Raw genomic sequence first — 14,151 nt, 5'->3', positions numbered from 1 at the left:
GCAGCCAGGCCCTGCCGAGACGAAACCACCAAAGCGTTTCTGAACTTGCATGCGGCGCGGCGGCCGCATGTTTGTCCACAAGAGTAAATTGCCCGTTGAAAACACGGGCAGGAGCAGCGTGTGACCGACAGGCTTCAACAATCGCCCTTCATTGGGCTGATCGACGATGACGGCCATTCCGCACACCTGTTCATGCGTATGTTGGCTGCCAATGACGGCCCTTCCGTGCGCCACTATGGCGACGAAGTGGAAGGCCTCGCGGAGCTGGCTGGTGAGTTGAGCGACCCGCGCTCGCACTGGCCGGACCTGCTGGTCGTGGACCTCAAGGGCCACAGCAATGCCAATGTTGAGTTCGTTCGTCGCCACCAGGCCTGGCTACACCAAAAGGGTGTTGCCGTGGTGGTGATGGTGCCGCCCACCAGTCGGGCGGTGCGCATGATGTATCACGAAGCCGGTGCCGCCGCCGTCTTCTTCCGGCAGCCCGAAGTCAATGCCTATAGGCATGAACTGGCCGCCATCACCGATTTCTGGGCGCGCAGTGAGCGCCTGGATGCTGTTGGCATGTGACTCCTGCGTCCACAGGTTACGTGCCTTACGGAGAGCAGCGCTGCTAGATCCGGCTCCCACCGCGATCCTGCATTCCCAAGCGTTGCTCTCCGCACTCAAAACACGGGCGTCGATCTGCACCATCGACGTCCGCATCGCCGGTTCGGCTCCAAGAGAACTGGCGTGGGGGCACGGTGGCGATACCTCCCGATCGCAACCGTACGGGGGGAGAAGCATCAGGCCTGGCAGCGCTACTGTCCCTTTGCGCCGTCGGGCGGCCTATCATGCTTCTCCCCGCGGCCCCATGTGCCCGCTTCATCTTCCCGCATAACCTGCAGAGCTTGGTCCTCGCCCGCCTTGTGACCAATAAGCCGATGCGACACCGCACGCAGCGCCGCCAACACGACGACGGCCAGCACGGTCGTGCCGGCAGCTATCGTATAAAACCCCAACGCACAGGCAACGCCAACGGCCCCCGCGAGCCACATGCCTGCGCCGGTCGTCAACCCCTGCACACCACCGCCCGCTCGAAAAATGGCGCCGGCCCCAAGGAACGCAATCCCTGCCGTAACCGCCTCGACCGCACGAATGGGATCGGCCCGCGACTCCGAACCGCCCCCGATGGTGTGAAAAATCTCGAAGGTGAGAATGGTAAAGAGCGCGGCCGCCACGGCGATCAGAATATGCGTCCGCAGCCCCGCCTCAGCTGTCCGCACCTCGCGCTCAAAGCCGATGACCGCACCACAAAGCGCGGCGATGATCAGCCGAATGGCGATGATGTGCTCGGCCAGATAGGTCTGGGTCAGCCCAAACGCATTGCCAGTATCCATGCCCCAAAACTCCTGAAAGTGACGCTGCCGTCACAATCTCCGGGGCATGGACTTGGTTCCGCCTCAGGAAGCGACGCGTATCTGCAGTTTTACGTCGCTCGGCCGCGCTTCCACTGCCCGATCGAAGGCAGCCTTTGCGTCTTCAAAGCCGAAGGTTTCCGAAATCAGCGGCTTCAGGTCGACTTTGCCCGAGGCAATCAACGCGATCGCCCGGTCATACTGGTGCGCATAGCGAAAGACGTTCTCGATCCGCAGTTCCTTGGTCGAGGCGGCGGCGATATCGACCTTGGTTGGTTCCACCGGCAGCCCCACCACCACGATGGCGCCGCCCGGCCGCGGCAGGTCCATGATGGTTTCCCAGGCGCGCGGCGAGCCCGAACACTCGAACACCACGTCCGCGCCCCAGCCCTCGGTCAATTCACCAACCTTTCCGACCAGATTCGTCTCCCGGATATTGACCGGAATGATGCCCTGGTATTGCGCAGCGATATCGAGCTTGGGTTGGGCAAGATCGGCCACGACCACCCGGGCACAACCGCCGGCGAGGGCGGCCAGCGCCACCATCGTGCCGATCGGCCCTGCGCCAAGCACCACGGCCGTGTCACCGGGCGAAATTCGGGCCTTGCTCGCTGCCTGCATGCCCACAGCGAACGGCTCGACCATAGCGCCTTCAGCAAAGCTCACATTGTCAGGCAGCTTGAACGTGTAATTGGCCGGGTGCACGACTTCGGGCGTCAGCACGCCGTGGATTGGCGGAGTCGCCCAGAAGCGCACGGCCGGATCGACATTGTACATGCCGAGCCGCGAGGCGCGCGAGCTTGGGTCAGGAATGCCCGGCTCCATGCAGACCCGATCGCCGACCTTGAGGTGGCTCACGCCCTCCCCCACCTCGACAACCGTGCCCGCCGCTTCGTGGCCGAGCACCATCGGCGCGTCCACCACGAAGGGTCCGATCCGGCCATGGGTATAGTAGTGCACGTCCGAACCACAAACGCCGACCGTGTGGATCGCGATCCGCACCATGCCGGGGCCGACCTCGAGCGGCAGGTCGATCTCGCGCAGATTGAGTTCATGCTGCTTTTCCAGCACCAGCGCGCGCACCTTGGCCATGGCATCCTCCAAAATCCAGTTTGCGAGCATTAGCCCATCACATGGGCAACCGCCAGAGCTTCACCAGCCGAAACAACGCATTAACCCAGAATTGCCCGCTCCCGCACGGATTCACTCTCCGCTAACGGCCCGCGCCCGAAAGTCGGCCGAATTTCTGGGGGCGATAGTGCAGTTGCGGGACACAACGCATTTCAAGGCCCGGTTCCTCCTGCCCATCGTGGCGGCAACCGGCATGACCATTCTGGCTCTGGCAGGCTTTCTGGCCTGGTCGGTTCAGCAGATCGACGGCGACGCCTTGGCGCGCGAGCAGCAACTGCTCGACCGCGCCTTTGAAGAGCTCAAGACCCAGATGTATATCGCCCAGGCCGAGCTGGCCGTATGGGACGACGCCGTTACGGCCTATGAGGATGGCGACTGGCGCTGGCTGGCCGAAAACCTGGGCGTCAACGCCTTCGACACTTTTGGGCACAATCGCGTCTACGTCTTCGATTCCAGCCTTAGCCCCGTCATGGCGATCCGTGAAGGCGGCCAGGTCGCGCCCTCGACGGCGTCGGAATACGTCCCTGACCTGACGCCGTTTTTCGAGCGCCTCCAGAGCCTCGATGGCCAGGCCGCCATTGCCGCCTACAATTCGGGCGTAAGCGACACCGCTCCCCAGGCAATGGAATTTGCCATGCTGGAAGGCCAGCCGGCGCTGATCGCCGTCATGCCGATCCTCTCCTACAGCGGCGACTACACCATGCCCGCCGGCACCGAGCCGCTCTATGTGTCTATCCTGCTGCTCAATGCGGAACTGGCCAGCTATCTCGGCGACCAATACCTCATCGCCAATCCCACCTTCGTCCTCACCGAGCCGACGACCACCGCAAGCCTCCCCGTGCTCGGCCAGGATCGGCAGCCCGTGGCCTGGATCGCCTGGCAACCGGAAACACCCGGCGCTAGGCTTGTGGGCGTCACGCTGCCCGCGCTGCTGACCGCACTGGCCATCGGCATCGTCATCGTCGGCCTGCTGCTTCGGAGCCTCCACACGGCCCTCTCCCAGCTCAACGCCGAGCGCGAAGATGCGAGCCACCGGGCCTTGCACGATCCGCTGACCGGCCTCGGCAATCGCGGTCTCTTCCACCTCAAGCTCGCTGAAAATTTCCCGACTGGAAGAAAATCCACCCCAAGCCTTGCCGTCCTGGCGCTTGACCTCGACAAGTTCAAGCAAGTCAACGACACGATGGGCCATCAGGCCGGCGACGAACTGCTCATGCGCATCGGCGCAATCATCCAGCCGCTGCTCGGCCCCCATGACACCCTGATCCGTCTCGGCGGCGACGAATTCGCCATTGTCCAAACCGGTATCTCGGGCCACGGCCAACCCGCCGCACTGGCGCAGTCCATCATCGACGCCCTGGCAAGGCCGATCTCGCTGGCCGCCGGGGTCTCGCGCATCGGCGTCAGCATCGGCATCGCCACGGCGCCGGACCTGGCACACGATCAGACCGAACTCATCCGCTTTGCTGACGACGCGCTCTATCGCGCCAAGAACGGTGGGCGCAACCGCTACTGCATCTACGGCTCGGGCGATACCAATGAGCCCGCCCGGCTGGATGCCCAGTTGCGCGAGGCATTCATCGCCCGGCGCTCAGACACCACTCCGGTCAGTTCGCAGGGCCCGACATAGCCATACTGTAGACGATGTAGATAATCACAAAGGCGACGATGACACCGGCCAGCGACATGGCGAGTACCCGGACATTCATCTTGCGCGGACTGGCCTGGCGTACTTCGGTTGTGCTTTTGTGCGGATCATAGGTTTCCATAAGTTCTCTCCCAAAAGCCTCGTGAATCCAACGCCTGCCGGCTGGCAGGGTTCCGCGGGGCTTGACGCAGCGGGCGCGGCGGCCGACCTTCCGGCATGACCACCAGAAAGACCGAAACCATGACCACCCCCGCCCTCCTCACCCGCATGATCATGGCCGGACAGGGCAAGGAACCGGCGGATCTGGTGATCCGCAATGTCGGCATGCTGGACGTCATCACCGGGGCGATCACCACCACCGACATCGCCATCGTGGCCGATCGCATCGTTGGCACCCATGCCCGCTATGAGGGCAAGGTCGAGCTGGACGGCACCGGCCGTTTCGCCGTTCCCGGTTTCATCGACACGCACTTGCACATCGAGTCCTCGCTGGTTATCCCGCTTGAATTCGACCGCTGCGTCCTCCCCCATGGCGTGACCACGGCCCTCTGCGATCCACACGAGATCGCCAATGTTCTCGGCGCCGAGGGCATTCGCTATTTCCTCGACAGTTCCGAGCACACCATCATGGATGTGCGGGTCAACCTCTCCTCTTGCGTGCCGGCAACGCCATTCGAGACCGCAGGCGCCCAGCTCGAAATAGAAGACTTGCTGCCCTTCCGCAGCCACCCCAAGGCCCTCGGCCTTGCCGAGATGATGAACTTTCCTGGCGTGCTCAATGCTGACCCCGGCATTCTTGCCAAACTCGTCGCCTTCCAGGACAGCCACATCGACGGTCACGCCCCCCTGCTGCGGGGTATGGGGCTCAATGGCTATCTCGCCGCCGGCATCCGCACAGACCATGAAGCCACCAGCGCCGCCGAAGCGCGCGAAAAGCTGGCCAAGGGCATGGCCATTCTCATTCGCGAAGGCTCGGTGTCGAAAGACCTCGTGGCCCTCGCCGAAATTCTCGACGAGAACACCTCCGCCTTCGTCGCGCTCTGCACCGACGACCGCAACCCGCTCGACATCGCCGAGGAAGGTCATCTCGACAGCTCCATTCGCCGCCTGATCGCCATGGGCCGGCCGCTGCATCACGTCTATCGTGCCGCCAGTCACTCCGCCGCCCGGATTTTCGGCCTTCGGGATCGTGGCCTCCTCGGCCCCGGCTGGCGCGCCGATATCGCCATTGTCGACAGCCTCGAAGATTGCCGCGTGTCAGACGTGATTGCCGCCGGCCGCGTCGTCGCGCCCGCCCTCTTTGAAACCCGCGGCACCGTCACGCCGGTGGGCCTCACTTCGGTCAAGGCCAAGCCGGTCACCGCAGAAGCCTTCATCACCGAACCCAAGCCCGGCCAGAACCGCGTACCTGTCATCGGCGTCAAGCCGGGCCTGATCCTCACCTTCCGCGAGGAAGCCTCACTCGCCTCATCCGACAAGGGCCTGCAACCCGACCTCGAGGCCGACGTCATCAAGGTCGCCGTCATCGAACGCCACGGCAAGAACGGCAATATCGGCCGCTCCTTCGTCACCGGCTTCGGCCTCAAGCGCGGCGCCATTGCGTCGTCGGTCGGGCACGACAGCCACAACATCACCGTCGTCGGCGCCACCGACGAGGACATGGCCGTCGCCGTCAATCGGCTCATCGAACTGGGCGGCGGCTTCGTCACTGCCGACGGCGGCAAGGTTACGGCAGAACTGGCCCTGCCCATCGGCGGGCTCATGAGCCTCAAAAACTTCGAAGACGTGGCGCACGACCTCCACCATCTGCGCGATGCGGCGAAGGCGCTCGATTGCGTCCTGCCCGAGCCGTTCCTGCAGGTCGCCTTCCTTGCTCTGCCGGTCATTCCGCACCTCAAGATGACCGACCGTGGACTCTTCGACGTCGACAAGTTCGATTTCGTGAGCTGATCCATGGGCCTCGCCTCGCTCTATCTTGCCTGGGTCGAAGACCTGCCGCCCCGGCTCAATGGGGTGACCAAGACGCGCGGCATTTCCCTCACCATGGATGACGGCGTCATCCTCAAGACCGACCACTATGCGCCCCGCGCCGATGGTCCCCACCCGACCATTCTCATGCGCCTGCCCTATGGGCGGCGCGGGTTCAGCGCCATCTGCGAGGCCTATGCCGAGCGCGGTTTCCACGTAGTCATCCAGGCATGCCGCGGCACCGAGCGCTCCGGCGGCGAATTCGACCCCTTCGCCAATGAGCGCGCCGATGGCCTCGCCACGCTCAACTGGATCAAGGCCCAGCCCTGGTTCGATGGCCGCATCGGCCTCACGGGCCCCAGCTATCTCGGCTACGCGCAATGGGCCATCTCCGACGCCCTGCCACCCGTGGCCGCCATGGCAACCAAGGTCACGACCTCCAATTTCCGTCCCGTCGTCTTCCCCTCCGGCGCCTTCCACCTCAATCTCTGGCTCTCCTGGGTGCAGGTCATTGAGGGCCTGCGCAATCGCCCACTCGCGACTGCCGCTCGCATGTTCTCCGGCGTCATCGAGCGCCGGACCGATCGCGCCGCCGCCGTCCTGCCGCTTGTCGAGGCCGACAAGGTCGCCGTCGGCCACAAGGTCGGCTTCTGGCGCGACTGGTTCGAGCATGCCATCGGCAATGATGCGTTCTGGGCGGAGATTGATCACAGCGACCGCATTTCCAGCACGACCCCACCGGTACATTTCATCTCCGGCTGGTACGACTTCATGGTCGATCCACTGCTGGCCGACTATCAGCGGTTGGTGGAGCTCGGCCACACGCCCTACCTCACCATCGGCACCTGGTTTCACATCGCCGAGGAATTGCAGCGCGACAACCTGCGCGAAACCCTGTTCTGGATGCGCGCCAAGCTCCTCGGCGACGACTCGGGCCTGCGTAAAAATCCGGTGCGCATCCACATCTCGGGCGAAAACAACTGGTATGAGTTCGACCGCTATCCGCCCGGCCCGCCGTCACCCGTCAATTTCTCGATCGCTGCCGACCGGCAACTGCTCGACGGCACCGGCGCACAAGAGGGCAGCGACACCTACCGCTACGATCCCAACGATCCCACGCCCAACCTCGGCGGCGCCATCTTCGCCTTCACCGGCGCCGGCGCTGTCGACAATGCCCCGCTCGAAGCGCGACCGGACGTCCTCACCTATACCGGCACCCCACTCCTCCGCCCTCTGACCATCATCGGCCAATGTCACGTCCGCATCCACGCCCGGGCGAGCCTGCCCCATTGCGACTTCTTCGTGCGCCTTTCCGACGTTAGTTCGGATGGTGTCTCGACCAATATCTGCGATGGTATGTTGCGCGTAACCCCGGAAACGCCACGCAACGAAGACGGCTCCTGGTCGCTGACGTTCCCGCTGCACGCCACGGCCCACAGCTTCCTCGCCGGCCACCGCCTGCGCCTGTTGATCGCCTCCGGCGCCCACCCGCGCTACGCGCGCAATCACGGCACCAGCGAGCCGATCAGCACCGCCCAAACCCTGCTCGCCAACGACATCGAGATCGTGCGCGATGGCACCGGCATCACGCTGCCGTCTTTCGATTTAACATGACATTGACTATCACCATTTAATCCCGTAGTGCCCCCAGACCATTTGAGGGAACAAGCACCATGGAAGAAAAATCAGTCCTGCAACCAACCGGCGACGACGCCCGCCGTCAGGCCAAGACCATGATCCGCTCGGCCCGCTTTGGCGCGCTGGCAACGCTCGATCCCGAAACCGGCGCCCCGCAGGTAACGCGCGTCGGCGTCTCCACCGATTTCGACGGCGCCCCCACCCTGCTGATCTCCGGGCTCGCTGCGCATTTCCCGGCGCTCAAGGCCGATGGTCGCTGCTCGCTTCTCCTCGGCGAACCCGGCAAGGGCGACCCGCTGGCCTATGCCCGCATGTCCATTGCCGCCAATGCCAATATCCTTGAGCGCGACGATGCCGACAGCCAGCGCATCGCGGCGCGCTATCTCGCCCATCAGCCCAAGGCGAAGCTCTATGCCCAGCTGGGCGACTTCCGCTTCGTTCGCCTCGAACCGCTCTCGGCAAGCCTCAACGGCGGCTTCGGCAAGGCCTTTGCCATGACCGCCGCCGACCTGCTTTCCAATGCCGATCCTGCCCTTGCCGCGGCCGAAGCCAGCGCAATCGAGCATATGAACGAAGATCACTCCGAGGCCATCGACCTCTACGCCCGCCATTTCGCCAAGGCGCCATCGGGCAAGTGGGGCCTCACCGGCATCGACGCCGAAGGCATCGACATCGCCAATGGCGACGATATCAGGCGCATCTTCTTCGAAAAGCCGATCACCGTTCCCCAGGACATGCACATGATCCTGGTCCAGATGGCCCGCGCCGCCCGCGTCGCCTTCATGGAAGTCTGACCTAGTCAGATCGCCAAATAGAAACTAGATATGCCCCCGCTTTATTTGGGGGCATATCATGTCATCGTTTGGAAATTCAGGCATGCCGGCAAAGTTCCGGTGTGATTTCGGGCTCGTTGAGACCATCGGCCAGGTTATTATCTGGATCGTTTTGAGCATTGTTACGCTCGGTCTCGCGCTGCTCGTATTCCCTTATTATTTCAACAAGGCCGTGCTCAACCGCACTGAAGTCATCGACGCCAGCGGCAAGGCAATCGGAAAGCTCGATTGCCAATTCAACTTGGGCTCATCTATCGGCCACGTGATCATCTGGTTTCTGCTGATCATCGTGACGCTGGGTATCGCTGCCTTCTTCTACGCTTACAGAATTCTGCGCGTACTGCTCAACGACACCCGCATCGTCTACTACTAATCCCAATAAAAATCCCCGCTTCCGCGGGGATTTTTGTAACTGACCTACTTCGCGTCGCGCGCCTTCACCTTGCGGCGTGCGGCGTGGAGCAGCGGCTCGGTATAGCCGCTCGGCTGGTCGGCACCCTTGAGCGCCAGATCAAGCGCCGCCTGGAAGGCCACCGACTGATAATTCTCGGCCATCGGCCGATAGATCGGGTCGCCCTCGTTCTGCTGGTCGACAACCACTGCCATGCGCTCGAAGGTGGACGTGACTTCGTCACGGCTCACGAGCCCATGGCGCAGCCAGTTCGCCACGGCCTGCGAGGAAATGCGGCACGTCGCGCGGTCTTCCATCAGGCCGACATTGTTGATGTCCGGAACCTTGGAACAGCCAACACCCTGCTGCACCCAGCGCACGACATAGCCCAGAATACCCTGGGCATTGTTCTCCAGCTCGCGCGTGATTTCCTCGCGGCTCAGCGAATAGGGCACCTGCACCGGCATCGAGAAGAGATCGGAAAGCGACGGCACGGCCTGGTTATGGCGGCGCGTTTGTGCTTCGAAAACGTCGACCTGGTGGTAGTGCAGCGCATGCAGCGTCGCGGCCGTCGGCGACGGCACCCAGGCTGTGTTTGCACCGGAATTCGGGTGCCCGATCTTGGCATCCATCATGGCAGCCATGTCGTCGGGCCGGGCCCACATGCCCTTGCCGATCTGCGCCTTGCCCGAGAAGCCGCAGGCAAGCCCGATCAGCACATTGCGATCTTCATAGGATGAAATCCAGCGCTCCGACTTGATCTCATCCTTGCGCAGCACCGCGCCAGCTTCCATCGAGGTGTGGATTTCATCGCCCGTACGGTCAAGGAACCCGGTATTGATGAAAAACACCCGCTGCCGCGCTTCATAGATCGCGGCCTTGAGATTGGCCGAGGTGCGACGCTCCTCATCCATGATGCCGATCTTGATGGTGTTGGGCTTGAGGCCCAGGAACGTTTCGACCGACGCAAAGATCGCGCAGGCGAAAGCCACTTCTTCCGGGCCGTGCATCTTCGGCTTGACCACATAGGTCGCGCCGGTGCGCGAATTGTTGCCCTTGTCGTGCATGGCGCAGAGGGCAGTCACCGCCGCATCCATCAGCCCTTCGCCGACGGCCTTGCCGTCGAGCAGCACGGCGTCGGTCGTCATCAGGTGGCCGACATTGCGCACCAGCAGCAGCGAACGGCCCTTGAGCACCAGTTCGCCGCCATTGACGTCCTTGTAGACGCGGTCCGCCTTGAGCTTGCGGGTAACGGTCTGCCCGCCCTTCTCGAAGGTGTCTTCCAGCGTCCCGGTCATCAACCCGAGCCAGTTGCGATAGACGCCAACCTTGTCCTCGGCGTCGACAGCAGCAACGGAGTCTTCGCAGTCCTGGATGGTCGTCAGCGCCGACTCGACCACAACGTCGGAAAGGCCTGCCTTGTGCAGGGAACCGATGGGGCTCTTTGGATCGATCACCAGAATGATATGCAGGCCATTGTGGCGCAGCACGACTTCGCCGCGCTCTTGATTCCCACCATAGCCAACGAAAGCCGCGGCATCGCGCAGGCTGATCCGACCGGCAGCCGTATCGGCCACAAAACGGCGCACCTCGCCTTCCTTGACCACGTGATAGCCGGTCACATCGGCATGGCTGCCGGAGGCAAGCGGCACGCTTTCATCAAGGAATTTTGCCGCCCGAGCCACCACAGCCGCAGCACGAGCCGCATTAAGGCCCTTGCCCGGTGCCAGCTCGCCATCGCGCGAAATGGCGTCGGTGCCATAAAGCGCATCATAGAGGCTGCCCCAGCGGGCATTGGCTGCGTTCAGCGCATAACGCGCATTGGAGACTGGCACGACGAGCTGCGGGCCACAGACGCTGGAGATTTCCGGATCGAGATTTTCTGTCTCGATGGTGAAGTCGGCGGGTTCCGGCACCAGATAGCCGATTTCCTTGAGCAGGAATTCGTAGCCCTGAACATTGTTCGAAACCGGACCATACCTGTGGTGCCATTCGTCGATCTGACTCTGCAGGTCATCGCGCCGGGCGAGGAGACGGGCATTGGTTGGGGCGTGTTCGCGCACAAGCGCGGCAAAACCGTCCCAGAACTGATCGGCCGAAACGGCAAGTCCCTTGAGCGCTTCTTTCTCTACGAAATCCACCAGCAACGGGTGCACGGAAAGGCCGGATTTCGTCAGATAGTCGCTCATGCCATTGAGTCCCAAAGTAACAGGTTGGCGACAGCTTTAGGCCATCGCACAGCGGGTCACAACCCGCCTAACGTTGACTTCGCCCTTGCACCAGCCACATAGACCTCGGCAATGGCGCGATCATCGCCCAAAGTCTGCAATAGAAACAACTCCTCGGCCAGTGTCTCGACCGTCGTCATGCGCATCCGCATAGTCGGCGTCGCCCGCGCGTCGAGAACGACCAGGTCCGCAGCCCGACCCACTGCTACGCTGCCGATGGCGTCAGCCAGCCCCAACGCCTCGGCATTGCCACGCGTCGCCAGGTGGAAAGAGGCGAGCGGATTGAAGCGCTGACCGCGCAGTTGCAGCACCTTGAACCCTTCGTCCATCGTACGGAGCATCGAGAAACTCGTCCCGGCCCCGATGTCCGTCGCGAGGCCGATACGCACTCCCTGCTTCAGCAGGCGCTCGCGGTCGAAGAGCCCAGAGCCCAGAAAGAGATTGGAGGTCGGGCAGAACACCGCGACCGCCCGCGCTTCGGCAATCGCGTGGGTCTCGCGATGATTGAGGTGGATGGAGTGGCCCAGCAGCGTCCGCTCGGTCAGTAGCCCATAGCCCTCATAGATGCCCGTATAGTCCGGCGCATCGGGATAGAGCTCCATGGAATAGCTGATCTCGGCGTCGTTCTCGCTGAGATGTGTCTGCACGTAGCAGTCAGTATGTTCGGCGACGAGCGCCTGCGCCGCCGCCATCTGCTCGGGCGTTGAAGTGATGGCGAAGCGTGGCGAGATGGCATAGAGCCCCCTGCCCCGGCCATGCCAACGGGCAATCAGCGCCTTGGTGTCGTCATAGCTCGATTGCGCCGTGTCCAGCAGGTCTTCCGGCGCATTGCGATCCATCATCACCTTGCCGCCGACCATCAGCATGTTGCGCCGCTGCGCCTCGGCAAAGAACGCATCGACCGAGCGCGGATGGCTCGAGCAATAGGCGACGGCCGTGGTCGTACCGTGCCGGATCAGCGCATCGTAGAAATCGACTGCCACCGCATCGGCATGCCCCTGTTGCGAGAATTTCTGTTCCTCGATGAAGGTATAGCCGTTGAGCCATTCGAGCAGCGAACCGGCATAGGAAGCCATCATCTGGCTCTGCACATAGTGCAGATGCATATCGATGAAGCCGGCCATGATCAGGTTCGGCCGGTGGTCGACGATCACCGCCCCGGTCTTTTCCGCCGCGGCGAAGTCGCCAACCGCGACTATAACCCCGCCCTCGATGCTGACCGCACCATCCTCGAGATAGAGAAAGCTCTCCCTATCCTCGATGCCTTCCGGCGCGCGATGAAAGCTCAGCACGCGCCCGCGCAGCAGCGTACGGCTCATGAGCGCGAACCCTCGCGGAACCACTCGACCAGCAGCGCCCGCTCCTCCGCCGTCATTTCGGTAACATTGCCCGGCGGCATGGCATGGGCATAGCCGGCCTGAATGGCGATATCCTTGGCGTGATTGGCGATGGCCACGTCATTGTCGAGAATGACGTTCTTCGGCGCTTCGTATACGCCCGGCCACACCGGCTCGGCCGTGTGACACATGCCGCACCGCGTCTGCACAGTCTGGCTTGCGAGCGCGAAATGCTCGGTCGCCATGAAGCGCTCGCCCGTGGCGCTGGCCAGCGTCTCGGTATCCGCCCCCGGCAGTTTCGGGGCCGTCGAAAGCCAGGCGATGATGAGGAACAGGACAACCGCGACGCCCCAGGTCCAGTGCGGATTGCCCTTCCGCGCATGGCGCGTGTTGAAATAGTGCCGGATGACCACGCCGACGAGGAAGATCAGCGAGGCGATGATCCAGTTCCACTGCGTGGCAAAGGCCAGCGGATAGTGGGACGAGAGCATGAAGAAGATAACGGGCAGCGTCAGGTAGTTGTTGTGCAGCGATCGCTGCTTGGCGATCTTGCCATACTTGGCATCGGGCACCTTCCCCGCCTTGAGGTCGGCCACCACGATCTTCTGGTTAGGAATGATGATCATGGCCACGTTCGCCGCCATGATGGTCGCGGTAAACGCGCCCATATGCAGCATGGCCGCCCGCCCGGTGAAAAGTTGCGTGTAGCCCCAGCTTGCCGCCACCAGAATGGCGAACAGCACCAGCATCAACCCGGTGGTCGATTGACCGATCGGCGACTTGCAGAGCGTGTCATAGAGCACCCAGCCCAACACGATCGAGCCGACAGAGAGCAGGATCGCGCCCCAGCTCGGAATGTCGAGCACATTGCGATCGACGAGATAAATATCGGCACCAACATAATAGATCAGCGCCAGCAGCATCGCGCCGCTCATCCAGGTCCAGTAGCTCTCCCACTTGAACCAGGTCAGGTGCTCCGGCAGAAACTCAGGCGCCACCAGGTATTTCTGGATGTGGTAGAAGCCCCCGCCATGCACCTGCCACTCCTCGCCATGCGCCAGCGGCGGCAGGCTCGGCGTCTTGCGCAGCCCAAGATCAAGCGCGATGAAATAGAAGGACGACCCGATCCAGGCGATGGCGGTGATGACGTGCAGCCAGCGCACGGCAAACATCAGCCATTCATAAAAAATCGCATAATCGGGCATTCTCTCACCTCAACCACAGCGCCTTCCCTCGCCCCTTGCGGGAGAGGAACAGATTTTCTGCGTCCAGCAGAAAATCAAGGTGAGGGGTCTCTGTCCTCCGCAGAGGAATGACTGGAAAGGTCGCGTACCCCTCATCCGCCCTTCGGGCACCTTCTCCCGCAAGGGAGAAGGTAATCACCGAAATTTGGGCGGCTCACGTAAAAAGGGGCAGGCGTGCGCCCGCCCCCCATAGTCGCGTCAGAAACCAGCGTTACGCCGGCTGTTCGACGCCTTCGACATACCAGTCCATCGACAGCAGTTCGGCATCGGTCATGGTCACACCGGCGGCGACGCGTTCGGTGCCGGTATTGTCCTTGATCGGGCCGGTGAAGATGTGGA

General features: G+C 62.7%; 12 protein-coding genes. 6 read left to right on the top strand and 6 right to left on the bottom strand.

What is annotated here, in order from left to right; genetic code table 11:
* The first annotated feature begins 120 nt into the window (after nucleotides 1-120).
* Nucleotides 121-567 carry a hypothetical protein gene (locus J0I64_RS02190; protein WP_291405994.1) on the top strand — a complete coding sequence of 149 codons (447 nt, stop codon included), beginning with the start codon at nucleotides 121-123 and terminating at the stop codon, nucleotides 565-567.
* 230 nt (nucleotides 568-797) lie between these two features.
* Here the strand turns inward: J0I64_RS02190 and J0I64_RS02185 are convergent, their stop codons facing one another.
* Together J0I64_RS02185 and J0I64_RS02180 are read right to left on the bottom strand one after the other, a co-directional pair.
* On the bottom strand, nucleotides 798-1,376 hold the full coding sequence (locus J0I64_RS02185) for an MgtC/SapB family protein (protein ID WP_291405993.1): 579 nt from the start codon (nucleotides 1,374-1,376) through the stop codon (nucleotides 798-800).
* Between the two features lie 63 nt (nucleotides 1,377-1,439).
* On the bottom strand, nucleotides 1,440-2,486 hold the full coding sequence (locus J0I64_RS02180; protein WP_291405992.1) for an NAD(P)-dependent alcohol dehydrogenase: 1,047 nt from the start codon (nucleotides 2,484-2,486) through the stop codon (nucleotides 1,440-1,442).
* A gap of 166 nt (nucleotides 2,487-2,652) precedes the next feature.
* Here J0I64_RS02180 and J0I64_RS02175 point away from each other — a divergent pair, with 166 nt between their 5' ends.
* A complete protein-coding gene (locus tag J0I64_RS02175) occupies nucleotides 2,653-4,155 on the top strand; it encodes a diguanylate cyclase (protein ID WP_291405991.1) in 1,503 nt (500 codons plus the stop codon).
* Here J0I64_RS02175 and J0I64_RS02170 read toward each other — a convergent pair.
* On the bottom strand, nucleotides 4,133-4,294 hold the full coding sequence (locus J0I64_RS02170; RefSeq protein WP_291405990.1) for a hypothetical protein: 162 nt from the start codon (nucleotides 4,292-4,294) through the stop codon (nucleotides 4,133-4,135). The genes J0I64_RS02175 and J0I64_RS02170 overlap by 23 nt on opposite strands.
* A 95-nt stretch (nucleotides 4,295-4,389) precedes the next feature.
* On the opposite strand from J0I64_RS02170, the gene ade reads away from it, so the two are divergent.
* From ade to J0I64_RS02150, 4 genes are all read left to right on the top strand, one after another.
* Nucleotides 4,390-6,123, top strand: coding sequence for an adenine deaminase (gene ade, locus J0I64_RS02165; RefSeq protein ID WP_291405989.1), 1,734 nt, complete (start codon nucleotides 4,390-4,392; stop codon nucleotides 6,121-6,123).
* Between the two features lie 3 nt (nucleotides 6,124-6,126).
* On the top strand, nucleotides 6,127-7,755 hold the full coding sequence (locus J0I64_RS02160) for a CocE/NonD family hydrolase (protein ID WP_291405987.1): 1,629 nt from the start codon (nucleotides 6,127-6,129) through the stop codon (nucleotides 7,753-7,755).
* A 59-nt stretch (nucleotides 7,756-7,814) separates the two neighbouring features.
* The gene (locus tag J0I64_RS02155) at nucleotides 7,815-8,573 is read left to right on the top strand and encodes a DUF2470 domain-containing protein (protein WP_291405985.1); all 759 of its coding nucleotides are present in this window, start codon (nucleotides 7,815-7,817) and stop codon (nucleotides 8,571-8,573) included.
* Between the two features lie 82 nt (nucleotides 8,574-8,655).
* The gene (locus J0I64_RS02150) at nucleotides 8,656-8,985 is read left to right on the top strand and encodes a DUF6693 family protein (protein ID WP_291405983.1); all 330 of its coding nucleotides are present in this window, start codon (nucleotides 8,656-8,658) and stop codon (nucleotides 8,983-8,985) included.
* A 44-nt stretch (nucleotides 8,986-9,029) separates the two neighbouring features.
* Here the strand turns inward: J0I64_RS02150 and J0I64_RS02145 are convergent, their stop codons facing one another.
* From J0I64_RS02145 to J0I64_RS02135, 3 genes are read right to left on the bottom strand one after another with little or no spacing between them, the layout of a single operon-like run.
* The gene (locus J0I64_RS02145) at nucleotides 9,030-11,192 is read right to left on the bottom strand and encodes a malate synthase G (protein WP_291405981.1); all 2,163 of its coding nucleotides are present in this window, start codon (nucleotides 11,190-11,192) and stop codon (nucleotides 9,030-9,032) included.
* Nucleotides 11,193-11,248: 56 nt separating this feature from the next.
* Nucleotides 11,249-12,550: a guanine deaminase gene (guaD, locus tag J0I64_RS02140; RefSeq protein ID WP_291405979.1), complete on the bottom strand. Its 1,302-nt coding sequence runs from the start codon at nucleotides 12,548-12,550 to the stop codon at nucleotides 11,249-11,251.
* Complete coding sequence (locus J0I64_RS02135) at nucleotides 12,547-13,773, bottom strand: urate hydroxylase PuuD (protein WP_291405977.1); 1,227 nt, start codon at nucleotides 13,771-13,773, stop codon at nucleotides 12,547-12,549. Before J0I64_RS02135 ends, guaD begins: the two co-directional genes overlap by 4 nt.
* Nucleotides 13,774-14,151 lie beyond the last annotated feature (378 nt).

This window comes from Devosia sp. (assembly GCF_017307565.1).
Classification (GTDB): Bacteria; Pseudomonadota; Alphaproteobacteria; order Rhizobiales; family Devosiaceae; genus Devosia.
The sequence above is the reverse complement of the archived record's forward strand: the minus strand, read 5'-3'. Positions and strand labels throughout refer to the sequence as shown.

What these genes read in the sequence shown, in the direction of transcription:
- J0I64_RS02185 (WP_291405993.1), bottom strand. Translation starts at nt 1,376, where the DNA reads ATGGATACTGGCAATGCGTTTGGGCTGACCCAGACCTATCTGGCCGAG.
- J0I64_RS02180 (WP_291405992.1), bottom strand. Translation starts at nt 2,486, where the DNA reads ATGGCCAAGGTGCGCGCGCTGGTGCTGGAAAAGCAGCATGAACTCAAT.
- J0I64_RS02170 (WP_291405990.1), bottom strand. Translation starts at nt 4,294, where the DNA reads ATGGAAACCTATGATCCGCACAAAAGCACAACCGAAGTACGCCAGGCC.
- ade (WP_291405989.1), top strand. Translation starts at nt 4,390, where the DNA reads ATGACCACCAGAAAGACCGAAACCATGACCACCCCCGCCCTCCTCACC.
- J0I64_RS02160 (WP_291405987.1), top strand. Translation starts at nt 6,127, where the DNA reads ATGGGCCTCGCCTCGCTCTATCTTGCCTGGGTCGAAGACCTGCCGCCC.
- J0I64_RS02155 (WP_291405985.1), top strand. Translation starts at nt 7,815, where the DNA reads ATGGAAGAAAAATCAGTCCTGCAACCAACCGGCGACGACGCCCGCCGT.
- J0I64_RS02150 (WP_291405983.1), top strand. Translation starts at nt 8,656, where the DNA reads ATGCCGGCAAAGTTCCGGTGTGATTTCGGGCTCGTTGAGACCATCGGC.
- J0I64_RS02145 (WP_291405981.1), bottom strand. Translation starts at nt 11,192, where the DNA reads ATGAGCGACTATCTGACGAAATCCGGCCTTTCCGTGCACCCGTTGCTG.
- guaD (WP_291405979.1), bottom strand. Translation starts at nt 12,550, where the DNA reads ATGAGCCGTACGCTGCTGCGCGGGCGCGTGCTGAGCTTTCATCGCGCG.
- J0I64_RS02135 (WP_291405977.1), bottom strand. Translation starts at nt 13,773, where the DNA reads ATGCCCGATTATGCGATTTTTTATGAATGGCTGATGTTTGCCGTGCGC.